Origin of the sequence: Rhodanobacter soli, assembly GCF_039523495.1 — a bacterium.
GTDB lineage: Bacteria > Pseudomonadota > Gammaproteobacteria > Xanthomonadales > Rhodanobacteraceae > Rhodanobacter > Rhodanobacter soli.
On sequence record NZ_BAAAFK010000001.1, the window covers coordinates 1,840,557 to 1,858,928 of the forward strand.

Sequence of the window (18,372 nt, forward strand, 5' to 3'; positions counted from 1 at the left end):
CCGACCGGAACCCAAGCATGGACGAGACCACGCCCGACACCGCCGCGCCGCTGATCCGCAACCGCACGTTCGACGAGATCGCCATCGGCGACAGCGCGACGATCGAGCGCTCGCTGACCGCGGAGGACGTGCAACTGCTGGCGACCCTCTACGGCGACGGCGATCCGCAGCAGCTGAATCCGGCGTGTGCGGCCTCGCCCGGCTTCCACGGCGTGATCGGCCACGGCATGTGGGGCCCGGCGTTGATCAATGCCGTGCTGGGCACGCGCCTGCCCGGCGCCGGCACCGCCTGCCTGGAGCAGGCGCTGCGTTTCCACGCGCCGGTGCGCATCGGCGACACGCTGGCGGTGCAAGTGCAGGCAATCGCGCGGGACGCGGCGACCCGACGCATCCGCTTCGCCTGCCGCTGCACGAACCAGCACGGCGTGCTGGCGGTCGACGGCACGGTCGACGTGACCGCACCCGGCGAGCGCATCGAATACGCGCGCACCCGCCTGCCGGAAGTGCGCGTGCCCGGCGTCGATGGCCTTCCGCTGGCGGCCCGCGCACTGTCGCTGGGCGCGATCCGCGTCGCAGTAGTGCATCCCTGCGACGAAACCAGCCTCGCCGCCGCGCTGGACGCGCATGCGGCTGGCCTGATCGAACCGGTGCTGGTGGCGCCGCAGGCGAAACTCGCGGAGGTGGCGCGCAAGGCCGGGCTCGACCTTTCCGACATCCCCATCGAGGACGTGCCGCACAGCCATGCCGCCGCCGCGCGCGCGGTCGAGCTGGCCGCCGGCGGCCGCGTCGACGCGCTGATGAAAGGCAGCCTGCACACCGACGAGCTGATGGCGGCCGTGGTGGCCTCCGCCGCCGGCCTGCGCACGGCGCGGCGCATCTCGCATTGCTATCTGATGCATAGCCCGGCCTACCCGCGGCCTTTCATCATCACCGACGGCGCGATCAACATCGCGCCGACGCTGGAAGAGAAGGCCGACATCGTGCGCAACGCGATCGACCTGGCGCACATCGTGGGCGTGGCCGTGCCGCGCGTGGCGATCCTCGCCGCGGTGGAGACGGTCAACCCGCGCATGCAGACCACGCTCGACGCCGCCGCGCTGTGCAAGATGGCCGACCGCGGCCAGATCACCGGCGCGGTGCTGGACGGGCCGCTGGCGTTCGACAACGCGATCTCCGTCGCCGCCGCGCGCATCAAGGGCATCGTCTCGGACGTGGCCGGCCTCGCCGACATCCTGCTGGTGCCCGACCTGGAAAGCGGCAACATGCTGGCCAAGCAGCTGGAGTACCTCGGCGGCGCCGCCAGCGCGGCGGTGGTGATGGGCGCGCGTGTGCCGATCGTGCTGACCAGCCGCGCCGACTCGCGCGAATCGCGCATCGCCTCGTGCGCGCTAGCCGCGCTGGTGGCCCACCATTACCGGCTCAGCCCACCATGAACGATCGCGGCGGCCATTCGCTGATCCTGGTGCTGAACTGCGGTTCGTCCAGCATCAAGTTCGCGCTGTTCGACGCGGACGGGGCGCCGCTGGCGCGCACGCCCGCCTGGGGCGGCAAGGTCGAGGGCATCACCGGCGATGCTCCGGTGTTCAGCGAAAGTGGTGCCGCGACCGAGACGCTGACGCTGGACCGCGGCCGCCCCTACCATGCCGCGCTGACCCATCTGCGCCAGCGCATCGTGGCGCGACTGCACGGCCGCCGCATCGTGGCGATCGCGCACCGCGTGGTGCACGGCGGCAGCAAGTATTTCGAGCCGGTGCGGGTCGACGCGGCGGTGCTGGCCGACCTGAAAAGCTACATCCCGCTGGCGCCGCTGCACCAGCCGTTCGCGCTGGAAGCGATCGGCGCGCTGCTGGACGAACTGCCGCAGCTGCCGCAGGTGGCCTGCTTCGACACTGCCTTCCACCAGAGCATGCCGACCGTCGAGAAGATGCTGCCGCTGCCGCGCTCGGCGTGGGACCAGGGCCTGCGCCGCTACGGCTTCCACGGCTTGTCCTACGCCTACCAGGCGCAGGTGCTGGGCGAGCGCTACGGCGACGCCGCACGCGGCCGCACCATCGTGGCGCACCTGGGCAGCGGCGCCAGCCTGTGCGCGATGCGCAACCTGCAAAGCGTCGCCACCACGATGGGCTTCTCGGCGCTGGACGGGCTGATGATGGGTACGCGCTGCGGCGCGCTGGATCCCGGCGCGGTGATCTACCTGATGGAGATCCGCAAGCTGTCGCTCGAACGCGTGGGCCGCATGCTGTACCACGAGTCCGGCCTGCTCGGCGTTTCCGGAGTGTCCTCCGACCTACGCGAGCTGCTGCCGCGCGAAGACGAAGAGCCGGTGCGCGAGGCACTGGCCCTGTACGTGCGCAGCATCGTGCGCGAAGTGGGCGCGCTGACGGCCACGCTGGACGGACTGGACATGCTGGTCTTCACCGCCGGCATCGGCGAGCACCAGGCGGTGATCCGCGAACGCGTCTGCGCCGGCCTGGGTTTTCTCGGCGTGGCGATCGACCCGGCCGCGAATGCCACGCATGCGCCGGTCATTTCCAGCGCAGCCAGCCGGGTCAAGGTGGTGGTGGAAGCCACCAACGAGGAATGGGTGGCCGCGACGGCTGCCGCCGCGCTCGTGCGCTGCTGACGCTAGGCGAGCATGCCGGCTTCCGGCGCGCCCCACACCCAGTTGCGGATCTCCGGCAGGTCTTCGCCGTTCTCGTCGATGTACTGCTTGTGCTCGATCAGCTTGTCCAGCAGCTTCTGCTTGAGGTAGATGCCCCGCTCGCCCGCCTGCGGCACGCGGTTGATCACGTTGATCACCAGATGGAAACGGTCCAGCGCATTCAGCACGGTCATGTCGAACGCGGTGGTGATGGTGCCTTCCTCCTTGTAGCCGTGCACGTGCAGGTTGTCGTGGTTGGTGCGCCGGTAGGTCAACCGGTGGATGAGGCTCGGGTAGCCGTGGAATGCGAAGATCACCGGCTTGTCGCGGGTGAACAGCTGGTCGAAATCGTCATCGTCCAGGCCGTGCGGATGTTCGCTGGGCGACTGCAGCTTCATCAGGTCGACCACGTTGACCACGCGCACTTTCAGCTCCGGCAGGTAGCGGCGCAGGATCGACACCGCCGCCAGCGTTTCCAGCGTGGGCACGTCGCCGGCGCAGGCCATCACCACGTCGGGCTCGCCGTGCTGGTCGCTGCTGGCCCACGGCCAGAGGCCGATGCCCTGGCTGCAGTGCCGCTGCGCCGCATCCATCGCCAGCCATTGCGGCGCCGGATGCTTGCCGGCGACCACCACGTTGACGTAATGCCGGCTGCGCAGGCAGTGATCCATCACCGACAGCAGGCAGTTCGCATCCGGCGGCAGGTACACGCGCACGATCTCCGCCTTCTTGTTGACCACGTGGTCGATGAAGCCGGGATCCTGGTGGGTGAAGCCGTTGTGGTCCTGGCGCCACACGTGCGAGGCCAGCAGGTAGTTCAGCGAGGCGAGCGGGCGCCGCCACGGGATCGCCGCGGTCATCTTCAGCCACTTGGCGTGCTGGTTGAACATCGAATCGATGATGTGGATGAACGCCTCGTAGCAATTGAACAGGCCGTGCCGCCCGGTCAACAGATAGCCTTCCAGCCAGCCTTCGCACTGGTGCTCGCTGAGCATCTCGACCACCCGGCCCTGCGCCGCGAGGAACTCGTCGTCCGGTTGCAGCGTGCCCTGCCACTGGCGGTTGGTGGCCTCGAACACCGCGCCGAGGCCGTTCGAGATCGTCTCGTCCGGCCCGAACACGCGGAAATTGCGCGACGGCTCGTTCAACCGGATCACGTCGCGCAGGAACGGCCCCAGCACGCGCGTATCGCCGCTGTCGCGCACGCCAGGCTGCGGCACCGCGACCGCGTAGTCACGAAAGTCCGGCAGGCGCAGGTCGCGCAGCAGCAGGCCGCCGTTCGCATGCGGGTTCGCACTCATCCGGCGCGTGCCGGTGGGCGCGAGCGCGGCCAGCTCCGGCCGCAGCCGGCCGTACGCATCGAACAACTCTTCCGGCCGGTAGCTGCGCAGCCACGCCTCGACCTGCTGCAAGTGCTCCGGCGGGCTGCTGGCGGAGACCGACAGCGGCACCTGGTGCGCGCGGAAAGTGCCTTCGTTCGGCTTGTCGTCCACCCGCTTCGGTCCGGTCCAGCCCTTGGGCGAATCGAGCACGATCATCGGCCAGCGCGGCCGCGCGGTAACCCCCTGCTCGCGCGCGCCGCGCTGGATCTGCCGGATCTGCGCCACCACCGCATCCAGCGTCGCCGCCATCGCCTGATGCATCGCCGCGGGCTCGCTGCCCGAAACGAAATACGGCGTCCAGCCGTAGCCGCGCAGCAGCTGTTCCAGCTCGTCGCGGCCGATCCGCGCCAGCACCGTTGGGTTGGCGATCTTGTAGCCGTTCAGATGCAGGATCGGCAGCACCGCGCCGTCGCCCACCGGATCGAGGAACTTGTTCGAATGCCAGGCCGTGGCCAGCGGCCCGGTTTCCGCCTCGCCGTCGCCCACCACGCAGGCCGCGATCAGGGCGGGGTTGTCGAACACCGCGCCGAACGCGTGGCTCAGCGAGTAGCCGAGTTCGCCGCCTTCGTGCAGCGAGCCGGGACATTCCGGCGAGGCATGGCTGGCGATGCCGCCGGGAAACGAGAACTGCTTGAACAGCCGCTGCAGTCCCGCCTCGTCCCGACTGATATCCGGGTAGACCTCGCTGTAGGTGCCGTCCAGGTACGCGTTCGCCACCACCGCGGGGCCACCGTGGCCCGGGCCGGAGAGGTAGAGCATGTCCAGATCGTATTGCCGGATCGCCCGGTTCAGGTGCGCATAGATGAAGTTCTGCCCCGGCGTGGTGCCCCAGTGGCCCAGCAGCATGTGCTTGACGTGCGAGAGCGCCAGCGGCTCCTTCAGCAGAGGATTGGCGCGCAGGTAGATCTGCCCGACCGAAAGGTAATTCGCGGCGCGCCACCAGGCGTCGATGCCGTGCAGCTCCGCAGGATCGAGCGGTTGGCGGGCCAAGGTGTCGGTAGTCATGATCTGGCCATCCCCGTGGACGTGGAGGAAACCCGGTTCGGCGCATGGTGTACACCCTGGGCCGTGAATTTCGCTGTGACACCTCGTCGCACCGACTTCGACAGCTTCGCCGTCGAGGCCGCTCTGGTTGCAACCTCGGCACCGCCCGCTGCCTACCGTCGTGATGACCATCGACGGCCGCACCATGCGAGCGCATTCGGCACTCGCCTTCGGCATGGAGTATTGATGAGCATCAATATGCCGGCGCGGTGTTCTTCTTAGCGTTGCCAACACCATGCATGACGCCCCTACAGCCGCCCCTCTTCCGCGGGACTCGACCGGCAAGCCGGCAGACGCACCGTCTGCTGCGCCCGCAAGCCACACCGATGGGTTGTCGGAACGCGAGGCCAAGAATCGACAAGTCAGGTATGGGCCGAACGAGGCCCGCGCCGTCGGCCATGGTGGCGCCATCTCCGCCCTGCTCCTGCTGTTAACCAATCCACTGGTGGTCATCTTGTTGCTGGCGGCCGGCGTCTCTGGCTTCCTCGGGGATAGCGTCGGCGCCGCCATTATCGCGGCCATGGTGATCCTCAGCGTCACCCTCAATTTCGCGTTGAGTTACCGCTCCCAGCGTGCGGCCAATCGTCTGCGCGACGAGATCGCACCGATGGCCACCGTCTGCCGCGACGGCCGCTGGCAGGAGCGCTCCCGTCGCGACCTCGTACCGGGCGACCTGATCCGACTGGCCGCGGGGGACCGGGTCCCCGCGGACGCTCGCCTGATCACCGCGCGCGACCTGCATGTGCTGCAAGCCGCGCTCACGGGCGAGTCGATGCCCGTGGGAAAGGAGGTGGCCGATGGGCCTGAGGGCCTGGATCGAAGCGCCGGTGCGCGGCATCTGGTCTTTCTCGGCACGTCGGTCGTTGCCGGTACGGCAACTGCACTCGTCATTGCCACCGGCCGCCATACGGCTCTTGGCGATGTCGCCGAGGCGTTGACCGAGCGTCCACCGCCCACCGAATTCGAGCGCGGCCTGAGCGATTTTGCCCGGCTGATCATGCACACCATGGTGTTCCTGCTGCTCGCCGTACTACTCATCGGCATCGCCTCGCACCGGCCACCGCTGCAGACCATGTTGTTCGCGCTGGCTCTGGCGGTCGGCCTCACCCCCGAGTTCATGCCGATGATCACCACGGTCACCCTGGCGCGCGGGGCCGTGCGCATGGCGCGCCAGCGGGTCATCGTCAAGCATCTCGCTGCCATCGAGGACTTCGGCAGCATGACGGTGCTCCTCAGCGACAAGACCGGCACGCTGACCAGCAGCGAGACGTCGCTGGCTTCAACAGTTGATCCGTTCGGCGGCGCGTCCGAGCGGCCACATCTGCTGGCCTACCTGAATGCGTCGTTCGAGACCGGCATTCGCAGCCCGCTCGACACGGCGATACTGAACTGCCGGACGCTTGCGGTGAGCGAATACCGCAAGCTGGACGAGATTCCGTTCGATTTCGAGCGGCGCCGGTTATCCGTGGTCGTCGAGCACAACGACGAGAGGCTGCTGATCGTCAAGGGTGCACCGGAGTCGGTGATCGCCGAATGCACGCAGTATGAGGTGGAGGGTGTTGCCAGCCGGATCGACGCCGCATCGAAGGAACGTTGCGTGCGCACCCACGAGGCGTTCGGCGAACAGGGATTGCGCGTGCTTGCCGTGGCCTATCGCAGCGTTCCATCGCAGGAACGCTACGCCGTGGGCGACGAGACTGATCTGACGCTTGCCGGGTTCGCACTGTTCGCCGACCCGATCATTCCTGGTGTGGCGGAATGTTTGCGCGCGCTGGCCGAGGACGGCATAACGGTAAAGATCCTGACCGGTGACAACGAACGCGTGGCGCGTCATGTCTGCGCGCAGGTCGGCATCGATGCCAGCCGGTTGGTCATCGGCGCGGAAATCGAGGGCCTTGGGGAAACCGCACTCGGCATCCTGGCCGAGCGGACCAGCATCTTCGCGAGAGTCAATCCGGCGCAGAAGCATCGCATCGTGCTCGCACTCAAGGCGCGCAATTGCGTGGTCGGTTTCCTTGGGGACGGCATCAACGATGCGCCATCGCTGCATGCCGCCGATGTCGGCATTTCAGTCGCCAGCGCCGTGGACGTTGCCAGGGAGGCGGCGGATATCGTGCTGCGCGAGCGCGACCTGAAGGCACTGCATGCCGGCGTCATCGAAGGGCGAAGAGCCTTCACGAATGTCATGAAGTACCTGCTCATGGGCACGAGTTCGAACTTCGGCAACATGTTCAGCATGGCGGCGGGTGCCCTGTTTCTCCCCTTCCTGCCGATGTTGCCGACACAGATCCTGCTGAACAATTTCCTGTACGACATGGCGCAGACCACCATCCCGACGGACAATGTGGACAACGCACAATTGCGCCGGCCACGCCGCTGGAGTGTCGCCCTCATCCGGCGCTTCATGCTCGGCATCGGGCCGATCAGCTCGCTCTACGATTTCCTTACCTTCTACGTCCTGATCCGCTGGCTGCATGCGTCGGAAGCGATGTTCCACACCGGCTGGTTCATCGAATCGCTGGCCACCCAGACGCTTGTGCTGTTCGTCATCCGAACCACGGGCAACCCGTTGCGCAGTCGCCCAAGCAAGGCATTGATCGTCAGCGTGCTGCTGGCCATCGCCATCGGCGTGATTCTTCCCGCGACGCCGCTGGCGACCGATCTGGGCTTCGTACTGCTGCCGCCCGCCTTCTTCATGTTCCTGATCGCGGCGACGGTGACTTATCTGCTGCTGGTCGAAATGGCCAAGCGGCGATTCATGCGTTCCGCCGACGATGCCTCGTCTGCGTAGCGGGACAACACGGTGAACTGGCCAGGAGCACGGCTTCATGAGTGACCAATGGGCCCGCCTGCTGCAACTCGCCTACTTCATGCTTCCCGCCTACTGCGCCAACATGGCGCCGCCTTTCACCCGGTATTGGCGTGGCTGGAATCGCCCTATCCATGAGCGCCTTCTCGGCAGCCACAAGACCGTGCTCGGTTTTCTCGCGGGGGTTGCCACGGGAGTGCTGGTGACCCGAATGCAATACGGAATCCATGCACCGTGGTCATTGGTCAACTATCAGCATTGGCTGCTGCTTGGTCTCGGCCTGGGCGGTGGCGCGATGCTTGGCGATGCGCTGAAGAGCCTCATCAAGCGCATGCTGCACATCCGTCCGGGCGCACGCTGGATTCCCTTCGATCAACTCGACTTCGTGATCGGCGCGCTGGCATTGACCGGGGCCTATGCCGGCCTTGGCGCAACGGATATGGCGACTATCGCCATAATGACCTTCGTGGGGGATATCGCCGTGAACCGGCTCTCGTATCGCTTGGGCATCAAGGACAGCCCTTGGTAGCACAGGGTTGTGCCAGGCATGTCCGGCATGCTGATGGGCTCGCACCGCAGGATCATGGGCGAATTCACCACGCCGGGGCTGGGGATGCTGTTCGGCTGGCTGGCCACCGCCGCGATGGCGGCGGCGGTGGCGGGGATGTTCGTGATGTGGGGGAAGTGAGGTTTGGCCAGGCGCGGCTCAGGCGGCGACTGGTCGACCCTTGCCGCCGCCGGCCGCGCCCCTTCGCCCCGCGTTTCGCCGACACCCGGCGCTCAACGGCACACCAACACCGGAATCCCGCTTTCCAGCAGCGTCTTGTGGGTCTCGCTTCCGAGCAGCAAGCGGGTCACGCCGCGCCAGCCGTGCGATGCCATGACCACCAGGTCGCAGTGCTGCGCGCGCGAGGTCTCGAGGATCGCCTCATGCGGGTGATCATTGAAGACATAGCTGCTGCCGCATTCGACGCCGGCCGCCTTGGCCAGCTGCTGCACTTCGGCCAGATAACGCTCGGCGCGCGCAACGGCGTCCCGCGCGTACGTGGCCTCGGTGGCAGTCACCATCTCGGCCATGTAGGCGATGGTGTGGAACGGCGGCACCACATGCAGCGCATAGACCTTCGCCTTGCATGTCTGCGCCAGTTCGAGGCCGAGCTTGACCGCGCGCAGCGAGAGCTCGGAACCGTCGATGGGAAGAAGGATGTGCTTGAACATGGCTGGCTCCTCGGTTGGGTTGGATCCTCGGCGGCAGGCGTGGCCATCATCAATGTCCAGTTCGCTGCCGGTCATGGATTCTGATTCGTCAATGGCGAGCTCATCCGGCTCGCCCCTGTGGCCGGGCGGATGCAGCGCGCCGATCTCGCGTCGCTGTTGCAGTGGACCGCCCTCCACTGCCGCGATGTACCGTCACCAGTCGAGCCGCGCAGGCCGCCCCGATGCCCCATGCGCCACCAGTTGCCTTGCCTTCCGGCCTGCCCACGCTCGTGCCTTCGGTATCGACGACCGCAGCATGCGCACGCCCGCAGGGGGCGATGTTGACCACGATCAAATGGAAACTGCATCGCGTACCTGGTTGATTCCGGTCAATCGGGCCGCGCCGAAGCGGGTTCACGATGAACCCGTGCGGCAGCGTGAAGGATCGAGTCCTGGCTGATTCATCGCGAACGTGGACTGGGCGAATGCGGATATCTCCCCGCCGGTCGAAACGGCCACGCGGCGATTCATGCATTTCGCCAACGATGCCTCACCGGCGCAACAAGCTGGCAGATGGCATGAGCTGGTGACTTCCCGCGCAATCCATGGCGATGTCATGCCGGCGCCCGCCTCCCTGCTTCGGATGGGTGGGTCGCGCACAGGTTGACCATCGCTTCGGCGACCGGCTTGCTGATGTCGATCTGCGATGCGGCGGTGACGATGCTGTTGCTGGTGACAATCAGCCGAGCTCCCTCCACCAGCATGTCTTCGATCGCGCCCTCGGCGAATAGGCCATGCAGTGCCACGCAGACAGGCGGGTGGGATGTTCGCCCGCGCAGGCAGCGCAGCGTCTGGACCATGGTCGCGCCGCTGGCGACGATGTCGTCGAGCAGGACCGGTGTGTGGTCGCGCCAGTTGTCGATTTCCGGCAGGAAGATTTCCACCTCGCGATCGCCATGACGTTCCTTGCGTGCCACCACGCTCGGTGCGCACAGAAGGTTGGACACGGCGGTCACCCACTGCGTACTTTCGCCATCCGGCCCGATGATCAGCGGCAGGCTCACATGGGCATCAATCCAGACGGCCAATTGCGCTGCCGCATGCACGACGTGCGAAGCGCGCGGATATACCTCGGCAAGCGTCGCCTAGCGATGCAGATGCGGCTCCACCGTGACCAGCCAATCGAAGGCATGGCCCAGCCAGTCGCCGAAGATCCTGGCGGAAATGGCTTCGCCGGGGTGGAAGCGCATGTCCTGGCGCATAGGCCAGATAAGGCGCGACCAGGCCGACGCGTACGGCACCCAGTTCGCGCGCGGTCGCTGCCGCCATCATCAGCGGCAGCACCTTGGGATCCGGGCGGTCCAGCGTGCATACGATCACGGCGTCGCCATCCGGGGCCGGTGCGGCCATTTGCACCAGCGTTTCGCCATCCGGGAAATGGTGCAGCAGCAGCTGTCGGCGCTGATAGCCCGTATGCAGCGACAGCAATTCGGCAAAGGTGTCGTTGCCGGGCATGGCATAGAGCGTGCTCCCATAAAGCGTGTTCATGAGGATGCCTCGACGCAAACGATGCAGGGATGGCGGGATACGTATTCCATGGCGTAAGCCAGCTCGCCGGGACTTTGCGCGTGAAGCGTGAAAAGCGCTTGCCCGGCCACCACCGTCTCGCCGAGATGCGCATCGAGCGCCAGCCCGGCCAGTGGCGCGGCAGGCGCACCGGCCAGCTTGGCGACGCGGGACAGGCGGCGGTTGTCGATCGCCGTCACGCGCCCTGACTGTGCAGCCGGAACAGCTTGCTGATAGGCAGCTTTCCCTGGTGTGCGCATGCCACCCTGCGCAGCGCAGATGGATTGGAAGCGCTGCCACACCCTGCCCGTCTCCAGGCAGGTGGTCGCCATCGCCAGCGATGCGTCAGCACCCGCAACGCCGCCCAATTCCAGTATGGCGGCGGCGATAGCCAGGGCATGCGCGCGCAGGTCGGGTGGTGCATGAGGTTCGTTGCGCAACACCGCCAGGACGTCGTGCGCCTCCAACGCGGGGCCGATGCCCCGCCCCACCGGCTGACTGCCGTCGCTGAGCAGCACCCGTAGCTGCAAACCGAGCGCGGCCGCGACCTGTTGCAGCAACGCGGCCAGCGACTCCGCCACCGCGTGATCGCGCACCTTGGCGGTCGGCCCGACCGGCACATCAATCACCACATGGGTGGAGCCTGCGGCGATTTTCTTCGACAGCACGGACGCCACCAGCTGGCCGGCACTGTCGATGTCCAATGCACGCTCGATGCGGATCAGCCTCTCGTCAGCGGGAGCCAGGTTCATGGCGCCGCCCCAGGCGATGCAGCCGCCGCAGGTTTCCACGACGCGGCGTATCTGCGCTTCGTCCAGATCGACGGGCGCCAGCATCGCCATGGTGTCGGCGGTACCTGCCGCCGAGGTAATCGCACGCGAAGACATCTTGGGTATCGTGAGCCCCAGTTCCGCCGCGATCGCCACCACGATGGGCGTGGTGCGGTTGCCGGCGAGCCCGCCGATGCAGTGCTTGTCGACCACTAATGGTTGCGGCCAATGCAGTTGCGCGCCGGTCTGCACCATGGCCTTCGTCAGCGCGACGACTTCCTCGATGCTGAGGCGATCGCCGCCGGCGGCGGTGATGAACGCGGCCATTTCGATGGCGGAATACCGGTTTCCGACGATGTCCCGGATGATTCCGTGCAGTGCGGACGCATCCAGCTCCTTGCCATAGATCTTCGCCCGCACCGAAGCCAGCGAATCCACGCTGGGCGAATGGGCGATGATCACGCGCTCGTCGGCGCCAGGCTGCAAGGCGAGCCATGCCGACTCGGACAGCCCGGCCTCGTCCACGCCCAGCAAGCCGTCCTGCACGATATTCAATGTCGCCAGCACCCGCTGCGTGCCCACGCGCAGCTCAAGGCGGGAGTGCGCACCGAATCCCTCGCTGCGGCAGATCGGCGAATCCTTGTTGAGGTAGACGACATGCTCATGCCCCGTATCGATGCCGAGCCGTCGCAAGTGGCCCGCTTCAAGACGCGGCCGGGGAAACGTTTCGAAGCCTGTGGTTTGAGCGGACATGGACGGCCCGGCAATAGGTGGCGTTCTTCGTTTACGCCGCTTCAGATTCGGTCAACTTGATCTTCATCAATAGGATGCTGTCGCCGATGCAGAGCAAGTGCAGCCGGAAGGACCGCGCGGTCAGCGGACCGTGCCTGGAGCCGGTCGTGGCGCCACTGCCCGGCAGGGGATATTGAGCCACATCAATAAGTGCGGTCGTATGGGGTAGTAAATATCCCTCGCGTTTCCACGAATCCGGGCCGGTTGAAGCGAGGCGCGGCAAAGAACCGGGAGTGAGGTCATGACACTCAGGCAAGCGATCGACAAAGGCGTGGCAACCGCCGGCGCGGTCGGCGCAACCCCGGACAATGCCGATCTCTTCTTCCGCGCATCCGAAGGCCGGGGCACGGTGTTTCGTGGCGTCGACCCGAAGCGACTGACGCGGGCCCTGAAACTGGGTGACAAGCAATTCATCACCTTCGTCCAGGCAGTCGGCTACCCGAAAGCCCGGGCAGACCTGGCCGTCTGAATCGGAGGAGCCCCATGACCCCGCCTGCTGCCGAACCGCCGACGAACGCCCCCGAACCGGCACTGTCGATACCGGTCGACACCGTCTATTTCATCATCGACAAACTTCGCGAGTACGACAGCAGGGACATGCTGGCCGAACCGGTGGAAGATCCTCGCCCGCTGGAGTCGGAGGATGTCGATGTGCTGCGCGAGCAGGAAAACGAATACCGGAATGCGACCGTGCTGCAGGAGCTTCATTCGGTCATCGACGATTTGCCGGAGGACCAGCAAGTCGATCTGGTGGCGTTGACGTGGCTCGGTCGCGACAACTGTTCGGCCACCGACTGGCGGTCGATCCGCGAGGAAGCCGCTCAGGCGCACAACGCACGGACGGCTGACTACCTGCTTGGCATGTCGATGGCGAGCGATTTCCTGGAAGAAGGCCTGTCGACACTTGGATTCTCCGGCAAGCAGGTCGACACGGAACAGCCGCCACGACACACCGGGGATACGCCATGAAAGACATCGTCGTCTACTCGGAAAGCTTCAAGTCCTGGCTCCCGCATGTGGAATACGCGATCCGCCTGGCGGCGGCGTTCGGCGCAAGCTTGACGGGTGTCTGCGTCTGCCCTTCGCCCGAAGCCGCGATGTCCGTGTACGACGCACCCGTCCTTGTGCTGGAATCGATCAAGGAGGCGCGCCAGCTCATGAGTGACGCCTACGCGGCTGAAGCCTCGTTCCTGGCGCTCGCGCGCGAATTGGGCGTGATCGACGCATTCTGGCAGGTCGCCGATGGCGACGTACCGCACAGCATGAAGCTGATCGGAAACTGGCATGATCTGCTGGTGCTCGGCCGTACATCCCACTTCGCCTGGGGGTCGTCGTCGGCCATTGGCGACATCATGCTGGGATGCGGCGGTGTGCCCTGCCTGGTCGTGCCGGAGATGCAGGCCAAGCCGCCGGCGCTCAATCGCATAGCGATTGCCTGGAACGGTTCGGCCGAAGCGTTGAGATCCGTGCATGCAGCGCTGCCGATGCTGATCCCTGCGTGGAAGGTGGTCATTCTCAATCGGGGCGGGAACCAGGCTTCCCTCATGGATCAATGGCTGCCCGGGTTCGACCTGGCGGGTTATCTGCAACGCCATGGCGTCATTGCAGAGTCTCATGCGCTGACCGATCGTGGCGAAGGGATCGGTGCCGATTTGCTGCAGGCCGCAGACGCCTTCCAGGCTGATCTTCTGGTGATGGGAGGGTATGGCCATACCCGGCTCCGTGAACGGATCCTGGGCGGGGCCACCAGGGAAGTTCTCGAGAAAAGCACGACCCCGGTACTGATGCGTCACTGAGCGCCCGCGTGTGGGGCCAGCCGGGTGCGATGAAGCAAGCCAAAGCCGATGCGGTCGTTTCGTTGCGCCACATCCAGCGCGGAAAGCGCTGGAAATCGTCGAACGCAGATCGCGCGGCCTGATCGTGCCCTTCGCCGCGCACGAACCGGTTCAGGCGATAGGCATCGGGCCAGTCCGCCTCCACGGCGACCGCATCGAACCCCTTCTCGACCACCAGGCGAAGCGTCAGCTCCGCACGCATGCGGTAAAACTCCCGGGTGCCGTGGGTGGCCTCGCCGAGCAACACCAGGCTCCGCTCCCCGATGCCGTCGAGCAGGGCCTCGTAATCGCGCGCGTCGCCATCCAGCCGAATGGCTTCGTTGCGGATGACGTCCAGCGCGGTATGGGAAGGGTTCGGCATCGGCGTTGCCGCGTGACTGGCGCAAGCTCACGCTGCCCGGCCGGCATGACTGCCGGACAACGGGCAGCGCGGGGGACAATCAGCTGATCGTCAATTTGCGGGCACTGCTGCTCTCCTTCTTGGGGAGCTCCAGGATAAGTACACCGCCTTCGTAACGAGCCGTGGCCTTGTCGTTGTCCACCTCATCGGGAAGGCTGAACGAGCGATAGACCTGCCCGTAATAACGCTCGGTGCAGATATCGCGCTCGTCGTCCTTTTTCTTGCTCTCACGCTTCACCTCGGCGCTGATGGCGACCTGGTTGCCGCTGATCGAGACGTCGATATCGTTCTTGTCGACACCGGGCATTTCTGCCTTGACGCGATAGGCGCCATCGCTTTCGGTAACGTCAAGGCGCACATCCGGCGCCTCCAGCTCGGACCACTGCGGACGCAGGCCGAAACCACGGAAGAAGTCGTCGAAAGGAGTGCCTTGCTCGAACCGCGACAGGGTCTTGAAGGGACTCCAACGGGTAAGGTTTGCCATGAATAAATCCTCCACACAGGTCGCCGGGTTAGCCCCCCGGCTCGCCGCTCCCGGCAAGCTGGGATCACTGGCAAGCGTACGAAGTCGACGCGGGGCGCGTTTGATCCAGGTCAACGTCGTGCGCATGATTCAAGAAAAATTCCTCGTGGATTCAGCGCATGCCGACGGTGACGCCGCGGCTTTGATCCGGCAGCCACTGCACGAACCAGCTTGTGGCGAGTGCCGCTACCCGCTCGATGGCGCCTTCCTCTTCAAACAGATGCGTGGCATTCGGAACCAGCACCAGTTCGGCGTGGCATGGGAGTACCGATAGAGCGGAGCGGTTCAGCGTGATGACTTCGTGATCCGCACCGCCAACGATGAGCAAGGTGGGCGCCTGCACCCGCGCCAGCGCGCCATGCCCTGCAAGATCCGGTCGGCCGCCCCGCGATACGACGGCCTTGATCATCATCGGATAACGCGCAGCCAGCACCAGGGCGGCCGCTGCGCCGGTACTGGCGCCGAACAGGCCGATGGGCAATGCCTGCGTGCGCGGTTGGTGCATGGCCCATCGGGTGGCGGCGTCAAGCCGTGCCGTGAGTCTGGGGATGTCGAAGCGTGCGGATATGTCCCTGGCTTCATCCTCGCTCAGCAAATCGAACAGCAAGGTCGCCAGCCCTTTCCCTTTCGCGTGCATGGCCTGAGCCACCAGGCGATTGCGCGGGCTATGGCGGCTGCTGCCGCTGCCATGCGTGAAGATGACCAGGCCGTGGGCTCCCTGCGGCACCTGCAAGTTGCCATCGAGCAGCAGGCCATCAGCGGGAATCCGGACATCCTCGGAGAGCGCGGGCACGGGCGATCCGGAGGGGGAACGCATCAGCAGGTGCACCACTTCGCTGTCATCGACTGCCGGAAATTGCATATAGAACTGCCCGACCGCACGAAAGTGTCCGGGCGCGGACAGATAGACAAGATCGTCCGCCACGTCCGTCACCGATACCAGACCACGCGGCGACGCCACAGGAATGGCGCAAACCAACCGCGCTGGCTTACGCGCACGCACAGCCAATAGCGCTGCCCGCATCGTGGCCCCCGTTGCCAATCCATCGTCGACGACCACCACGGTGCGTCCGGCCGGATCGATCGGCGGATGACCAAGGCCGTAGCCCTGTCTTCGAGCCCGGATGACGGCCAGCTGTTCGGCCGCCTCACGCTTGATGTAGCGGTCATCGGCACCGGCAAGACGTGCGTCATCCGACTGCTGGATCGTCCCGGCTTCATCGACGGCACCGATCGCATACTCCGGGTTGCCAGGCGCGCCGATTTTCCGCACCAGCACGATATCCAGCTCGCCGTCCAGACGATCGGCAACGATCCTGCCGATCGGTACGCCACCGCGCGGGATGGCCAGTATCAGCGGATGCTGACCGCGCAGCGAGGACAGCGCCTCCGCCAATTGCTGTCCGGCATCGGTGCGGTCACGAAAACCGTCGGTTTGCCACTGCGCCATGGTCATCGGCCTCTGGGCCACACCGTCGACATTGACGACCCATGTTCACGGTGCCGCCGGTGTGCCAGCGAAGTCGACCACCAGCGTCACGCGGCGGTTCGGCTCGGCGCCATCGCCCCATTTGCCCTTGAGGACCTGGCGATTTTCCGCCTTGCCGTAGCTGACCGTGCGGACATTGTCGGCAGCCAGTCCGCCGTTCTTCACCAGGTAATCGCGCACTGCCTCGGCGCGCGCATGCCCGAGTCGAAGGTTGTAGCTCCTGCCACCTGCGGCGTCGGCGAAACCCTCCACCGTCACCATGGCCTGCGGGTAATGCGCCGAGACGATTTTCGCGAAATCATCCAGCAGCGGCTTGTCCTCTTCGCGCACGGTCGCGTCGTTGAACGCAAAGTGCGAAATGGCGTCGACACGGACACGCCCGCCCATCTGGGCGATCTTGGCATCATAGGCAGCGAAGCGTTGCTGCATTTGCTGCGTAAGATCGTCGATCTCCTGCTGCTGTTTCTGATCGTTGGCACGAAGCTCGCTGACCGCCGAATCGAAATCGGCCTTTTTCACATAGCCCGTGCAGCCGCCCAGGGCGACGAGCGCCACCCCAAGCGCGGCATAAGCAAAACGACGATAGGAATACATGGTTGGTTTCTCCTTGGTGAATGCGTGCGGCGACGCATAGTCAGCAAATCGATACCCTGCCCCTTCCGCAATTCATCAAGCTACGCAGGAGGTGGCGAGACATGTTGATTTAAATCACCTAAGCCGCACGCCGCCAGGCTCGTCCCGGCCCGCGTCGACCACACCAGTGCGGTGTATCGCGTTACGGCCTGAGCACCGCGGCGCCGCTCAAGCGCCCCGCGCGCAGATCACCCAGTGCCTGATTGGCCTGTTCGAGCGGATAGACGTGCGTGGTGGTCTGTATGTCCCTGCATTCCCTGGCCGCGAAGAAATCATGCGCATCGGCGCGTGTCAGGTTGGCAACGGAAACCACTTCGCGTTCCTCCCACAACCAGCGATACGGAAATGACGGGATGTCGGACATATGAATGCCGCCACACACGACCCGGCCGCCTTTCTTGACGGCACGCAGCGCCTGCGGAACCAGATCGCCTACCGGCGCGAACAGGATTGCCGCGTCCAGTGGCTCGGGGGGCAGTTCGTCGGACGACCCGGCCCATACGGCACCGAGCGAACGCGCAAAGGCCTGCGCCGTGACGTCGCCGGCCCGCGTAAAGGCGCAGACCCGGCGCTGCTGCCGACAGGCGATCTGGGTGATGATGTGTGCCGCCGCACCAAAGCCGTACAGACCGATGCGCTTCCCCTGCCCAGCCTTCACCAGGCAGCGCCAGCCGATCAGGCCGGCACACAGTAGTGGGGCGATGGCGATGGGATCGGCATCATCGGGCAATGGCACGCTGTAATCCGCGCGCGCAACGATATGGCTGGCGAATCCGCCCGGCCGTGTGTAACCGGTGAACTCGGGCGTATCGCACAGGTTTTCGCGGCCGTCGCGACAGTACTCGCAGCGGTGGCAGCTGCCGCCCAGCCAGGGCACACCTGCCCGCTGCCCCAGCTGCAGTCCGGTAACACCGGGGCCAAGCACCTCGACCAGACCGACGCACTCGTGCCCCGGGATCAGCGGCATCACGATGTCCGGCAGCTCGCCGTCGACGACGTGAAGATCCGTGCGGCATACGCCACAAGCCTCCACTCGCAACCGAACCTCATGGTTGCCCGGTAGCGGATCGGGCAGTGTCCGCAGTGCCAGTGGCTCACCGACCTTGCCAAGCACCATGGCGCGCATGATTCCGTCCTCGCTCTGAACGAACCCATCATCGTGCACGCCACATTCGGCCGAGTTGATATGGCTCAACGCGCCTCAGCGGGCAAGCGATGCCGGCCGCAGCCCGTCACCGCAGCTGCGGCGTTCGATATGACCCGGCGCGCCGGCCAGTCACTGCAAGCGAAC

The 18,372-nt window shown here is 65.8% G+C and carries 17 protein-coding genes and 1 pseudogene; 8 read left to right on the plus strand and 10 right to left on the minus strand.

Annotated elements, in window-relative coordinates:
• Positions 1-17: 17 nt before the first annotated feature.
• Both ABD024_RS08380 and ABD024_RS08385 read left to right on the plus strand, forming a co-directional pair.
• Entirely contained in the window at positions 18-1,433 is a 1,416-nt protein-coding gene (locus ABD024_RS08380; protein WP_343851540.1) for a bifunctional enoyl-CoA hydratase/phosphate acetyltransferase, read from the plus strand.
• Positions 1,430-2,623 (plus strand): acetate/propionate family kinase, encoded by a 1,194-nt coding sequence (locus ABD024_RS08385; protein ID WP_343851542.1) that lies wholly within the window; start codon positions 1,430-1,432, stop codon positions 2,621-2,623. The genes ABD024_RS08380 and ABD024_RS08385 overlap by 4 nt, the downstream gene beginning before the upstream one ends.
• A 2-nt stretch (positions 2,624-2,625) precedes the next feature.
• On the opposite strand, the gene ABD024_RS08390 is transcribed toward ABD024_RS08385, so the two are convergent.
• Positions 2,626-5,028, minus strand: a complete 2,403-nt coding sequence (locus tag ABD024_RS08390; RefSeq protein ID WP_343851544.1) for a phosphoketolase family protein — start codon at positions 5,026-5,028, stop codon at positions 2,626-2,628.
• A 274-nt stretch (positions 5,029-5,302) separates the two neighbouring features.
• Here ABD024_RS08390 and mgtA point away from each other — a divergent pair, with 274 nt between their 5' ends.
• Genes mgtA through ABD024_RS08405 form a run of 3 tightly spaced genes read left to right on the plus strand, consistent with a single transcriptional unit; the run spans position 5,303 to position 8,564 of the window.
• Positions 5,303-7,858 carry a magnesium-translocating P-type ATPase gene (gene mgtA / locus ABD024_RS08395; protein WP_343851546.1) on the plus strand — a complete coding sequence of 852 codons (2,556 nt, stop codon included), beginning with the start codon at positions 5,303-5,305 and terminating at the stop codon, positions 7,856-7,858.
• A gap of 37 nt (positions 7,859-7,895) precedes the next feature.
• Complete coding sequence (locus ABD024_RS08400) at positions 7,896-8,405, plus strand: CDP-archaeol synthase (RefSeq protein ID WP_343851548.1); 510 nt, start codon at positions 7,896-7,898, stop codon at positions 8,403-8,405.
• A gap of 18 nt (positions 8,406-8,423) precedes the next feature.
• A complete protein-coding gene (locus ABD024_RS08405) occupies positions 8,424-8,564 on the plus strand; it encodes a hypothetical protein (RefSeq protein WP_343851550.1) in 141 nt (46 codons plus the stop codon).
• A gap of 92 nt (positions 8,565-8,656) precedes the next feature.
• Here ABD024_RS08405 and ABD024_RS08410 read toward each other — a convergent pair whose 3' ends face one another.
• The 4 genes from ABD024_RS08410 to ABD024_RS08425 all read right to left on the minus strand — a co-directional run bounded on the left by ABD024_RS08410 (position 8,657) and on the right by ABD024_RS08425 (position 12,162).
• The gene (locus ABD024_RS08410) at positions 8,657-9,094 is read right to left on the minus strand and encodes a universal stress protein (RefSeq protein WP_343854562.1); all 438 of its coding nucleotides are present in this window, start codon (positions 9,092-9,094) and stop codon (positions 8,657-8,659) included.
• A gap of 593 nt (positions 9,095-9,687) precedes the next feature.
• Positions 9,688-10,137 (minus strand): phosphoribosyltransferase family protein, encoded by a 450-nt coding sequence (locus ABD024_RS08415; RefSeq protein WP_343851552.1) that lies wholly within the window; start codon positions 10,135-10,137, stop codon positions 9,688-9,690.
• Between the two features lie 7 nt (positions 10,138-10,144).
• The gene (locus ABD024_RS08420; protein ID WP_343851554.1) at positions 10,145-10,621 is read right to left on the minus strand and encodes a ribose-phosphate pyrophosphokinase-like domain-containing protein; all 477 of its coding nucleotides are present in this window, start codon (positions 10,619-10,621) and stop codon (positions 10,145-10,147) included.
• Positions 10,618-12,162, minus strand: coding sequence for a thymidine phosphorylase family protein (locus ABD024_RS08425; RefSeq protein WP_343851556.1), 1,545 nt, complete (start codon positions 12,160-12,162; stop codon positions 10,618-10,620). The genes ABD024_RS08420 and ABD024_RS08425 overlap by 4 nt, the downstream gene beginning before the upstream one ends.
• A 280-nt stretch (positions 12,163-12,442) precedes the next feature.
• Here ABD024_RS08425 and ABD024_RS08430 point away from each other — a divergent pair, with 280 nt between their 5' ends.
• From ABD024_RS08430 to ABD024_RS08440, 3 genes are read left to right on the plus strand one after another with little or no spacing between them, the layout of a single operon-like run.
• On the plus strand, positions 12,443-12,670 hold the full coding sequence (locus ABD024_RS08430; protein ID WP_343851558.1) for a hypothetical protein: 228 nt from the start codon (positions 12,443-12,445) through the stop codon (positions 12,668-12,670).
• Positions 12,671-12,684: 14 nt separating this feature from the next.
• Positions 12,685-13,170, plus strand: a complete 486-nt coding sequence (locus tag ABD024_RS08435) for a DUF3775 domain-containing protein (RefSeq protein WP_343851560.1) — start codon at positions 12,685-12,687, stop codon at positions 13,168-13,170.
• Entirely contained in the window at positions 13,167-13,997 is an 831-nt protein-coding gene (locus tag ABD024_RS08440) for a universal stress protein (protein ID WP_343851562.1), read from the plus strand. The genes ABD024_RS08435 and ABD024_RS08440 overlap by 4 nt, the downstream gene beginning before the upstream one ends.
• A gap of 58 nt (positions 13,998-14,055) precedes the next feature.
• On the opposite strand, the pseudogene ABD024_RS08445 reads toward ABD024_RS08440, so the two are convergent.
• The 5 genes and pseudogenes from ABD024_RS08445 to ABD024_RS08465 form a co-directional block, all read right to left on the minus strand.
• Positions 14,056-14,397, minus strand: a pseudogene (locus ABD024_RS08445) (erythromycin esterase family protein); the annotation flags it as partial.
• Positions 14,398-14,476: 79 nt separating this feature from the next.
• Positions 14,477-14,920 carry an Hsp20/alpha crystallin family protein gene (locus tag ABD024_RS08450; protein ID WP_343851564.1) on the minus strand — a complete coding sequence of 148 codons (444 nt, stop codon included), beginning with the start codon at positions 14,918-14,920 and terminating at the stop codon, positions 14,477-14,479.
• 151 nt (positions 14,921-15,071) lie between these two features.
• Complete coding sequence (locus ABD024_RS08455; RefSeq protein ID WP_343851566.1) at positions 15,072-16,415, minus strand: phosphoribosyltransferase family protein; 1,344 nt, start codon at positions 16,413-16,415, stop codon at positions 15,072-15,074.
• Between the two features lie 39 nt (positions 16,416-16,454).
• The gene (locus ABD024_RS08460; protein ID WP_343851568.1) at positions 16,455-17,042 is read right to left on the minus strand and encodes an OmpA family protein; all 588 of its coding nucleotides are present in this window, start codon (positions 17,040-17,042) and stop codon (positions 16,455-16,457) included.
• A gap of 181 nt (positions 17,043-17,223) precedes the next feature.
• A complete protein-coding gene (locus tag ABD024_RS08465) occupies positions 17,224-18,276 on the minus strand; it encodes a zinc-dependent alcohol dehydrogenase family protein (protein WP_343851570.1) in 1,053 nt (350 codons plus the stop codon).
• Positions 18,277-18,372: the final 96 nt, after the last annotated feature.

Excerpts from the sequence above, each read along its gene's own strand:
- ABD024_RS08380 (WP_343851540.1), top strand. The coding sequence starts at position 18 with ATGGACGAGACCACGCCCGACACCGCCGCGCCGCTGATCCGCAACCGC.
- ABD024_RS08385 (WP_343851542.1), top strand. The coding sequence starts at position 1,430 with ATGAACGATCGCGGCGGCCATTCGCTGATCCTGGTGCTGAACTGCGGT.
- ABD024_RS08390 (WP_343851544.1), bottom strand. The coding sequence starts at position 5,028 with ATGACTACCGACACCTTGGCCCGCCAACCGCTCGATCCTGCGGAGCTG.
- mgtA (WP_343851546.1), top strand. The coding sequence starts at position 5,303 with ATGCATGACGCCCCTACAGCCGCCCCTCTTCCGCGGGACTCGACCGGC.
- ABD024_RS08400 (WP_343851548.1), top strand. The coding sequence starts at position 7,896 with ATGAGTGACCAATGGGCCCGCCTGCTGCAACTCGCCTACTTCATGCTT.
- ABD024_RS08405 (WP_343851550.1), top strand. The coding sequence starts at position 8,424 with ATGTCCGGCATGCTGATGGGCTCGCACCGCAGGATCATGGGCGAATTC.
- ABD024_RS08410 (WP_343854562.1), bottom strand. The coding sequence starts at position 9,094 with ATGTTCAAGCACATCCTTCTTCCCATCGACGGTTCCGAGCTCTCGCTG.
- ABD024_RS08420 (WP_343851554.1), bottom strand. The coding sequence starts at position 10,621 with ATGAACACGCTTTATGGGAGCACGCTCTATGCCATGCCCGGCAACGAC.
- ABD024_RS08425 (WP_343851556.1), bottom strand. The coding sequence starts at position 12,162 with ATGTCCGCTCAAACCACAGGCTTCGAAACGTTTCCCCGGCCGCGTCTT.
- ABD024_RS08430 (WP_343851558.1), top strand. The coding sequence starts at position 12,443 with ATGACACTCAGGCAAGCGATCGACAAAGGCGTGGCAACCGCCGGCGCG.
- ABD024_RS08435 (WP_343851560.1), top strand. The coding sequence starts at position 12,685 with ATGACCCCGCCTGCTGCCGAACCGCCGACGAACGCCCCCGAACCGGCA.
- ABD024_RS08440 (WP_343851562.1), top strand. The coding sequence starts at position 13,167 with ATGAAAGACATCGTCGTCTACTCGGAAAGCTTCAAGTCCTGGCTCCCG.
- ABD024_RS08450 (WP_343851564.1), bottom strand. The coding sequence starts at position 14,920 with ATGGCAAACCTTACCCGTTGGAGTCCCTTCAAGACCCTGTCGCGGTTC.
- ABD024_RS08455 (WP_343851566.1), bottom strand. The coding sequence starts at position 16,415 with ATGACCATGGCGCAGTGGCAAACCGACGGTTTTCGTGACCGCACCGAT.
- ABD024_RS08460 (WP_343851568.1), bottom strand. The coding sequence starts at position 17,042 with ATGTATTCCTATCGTCGTTTTGCTTATGCCGCGCTTGGGGTGGCGCTC.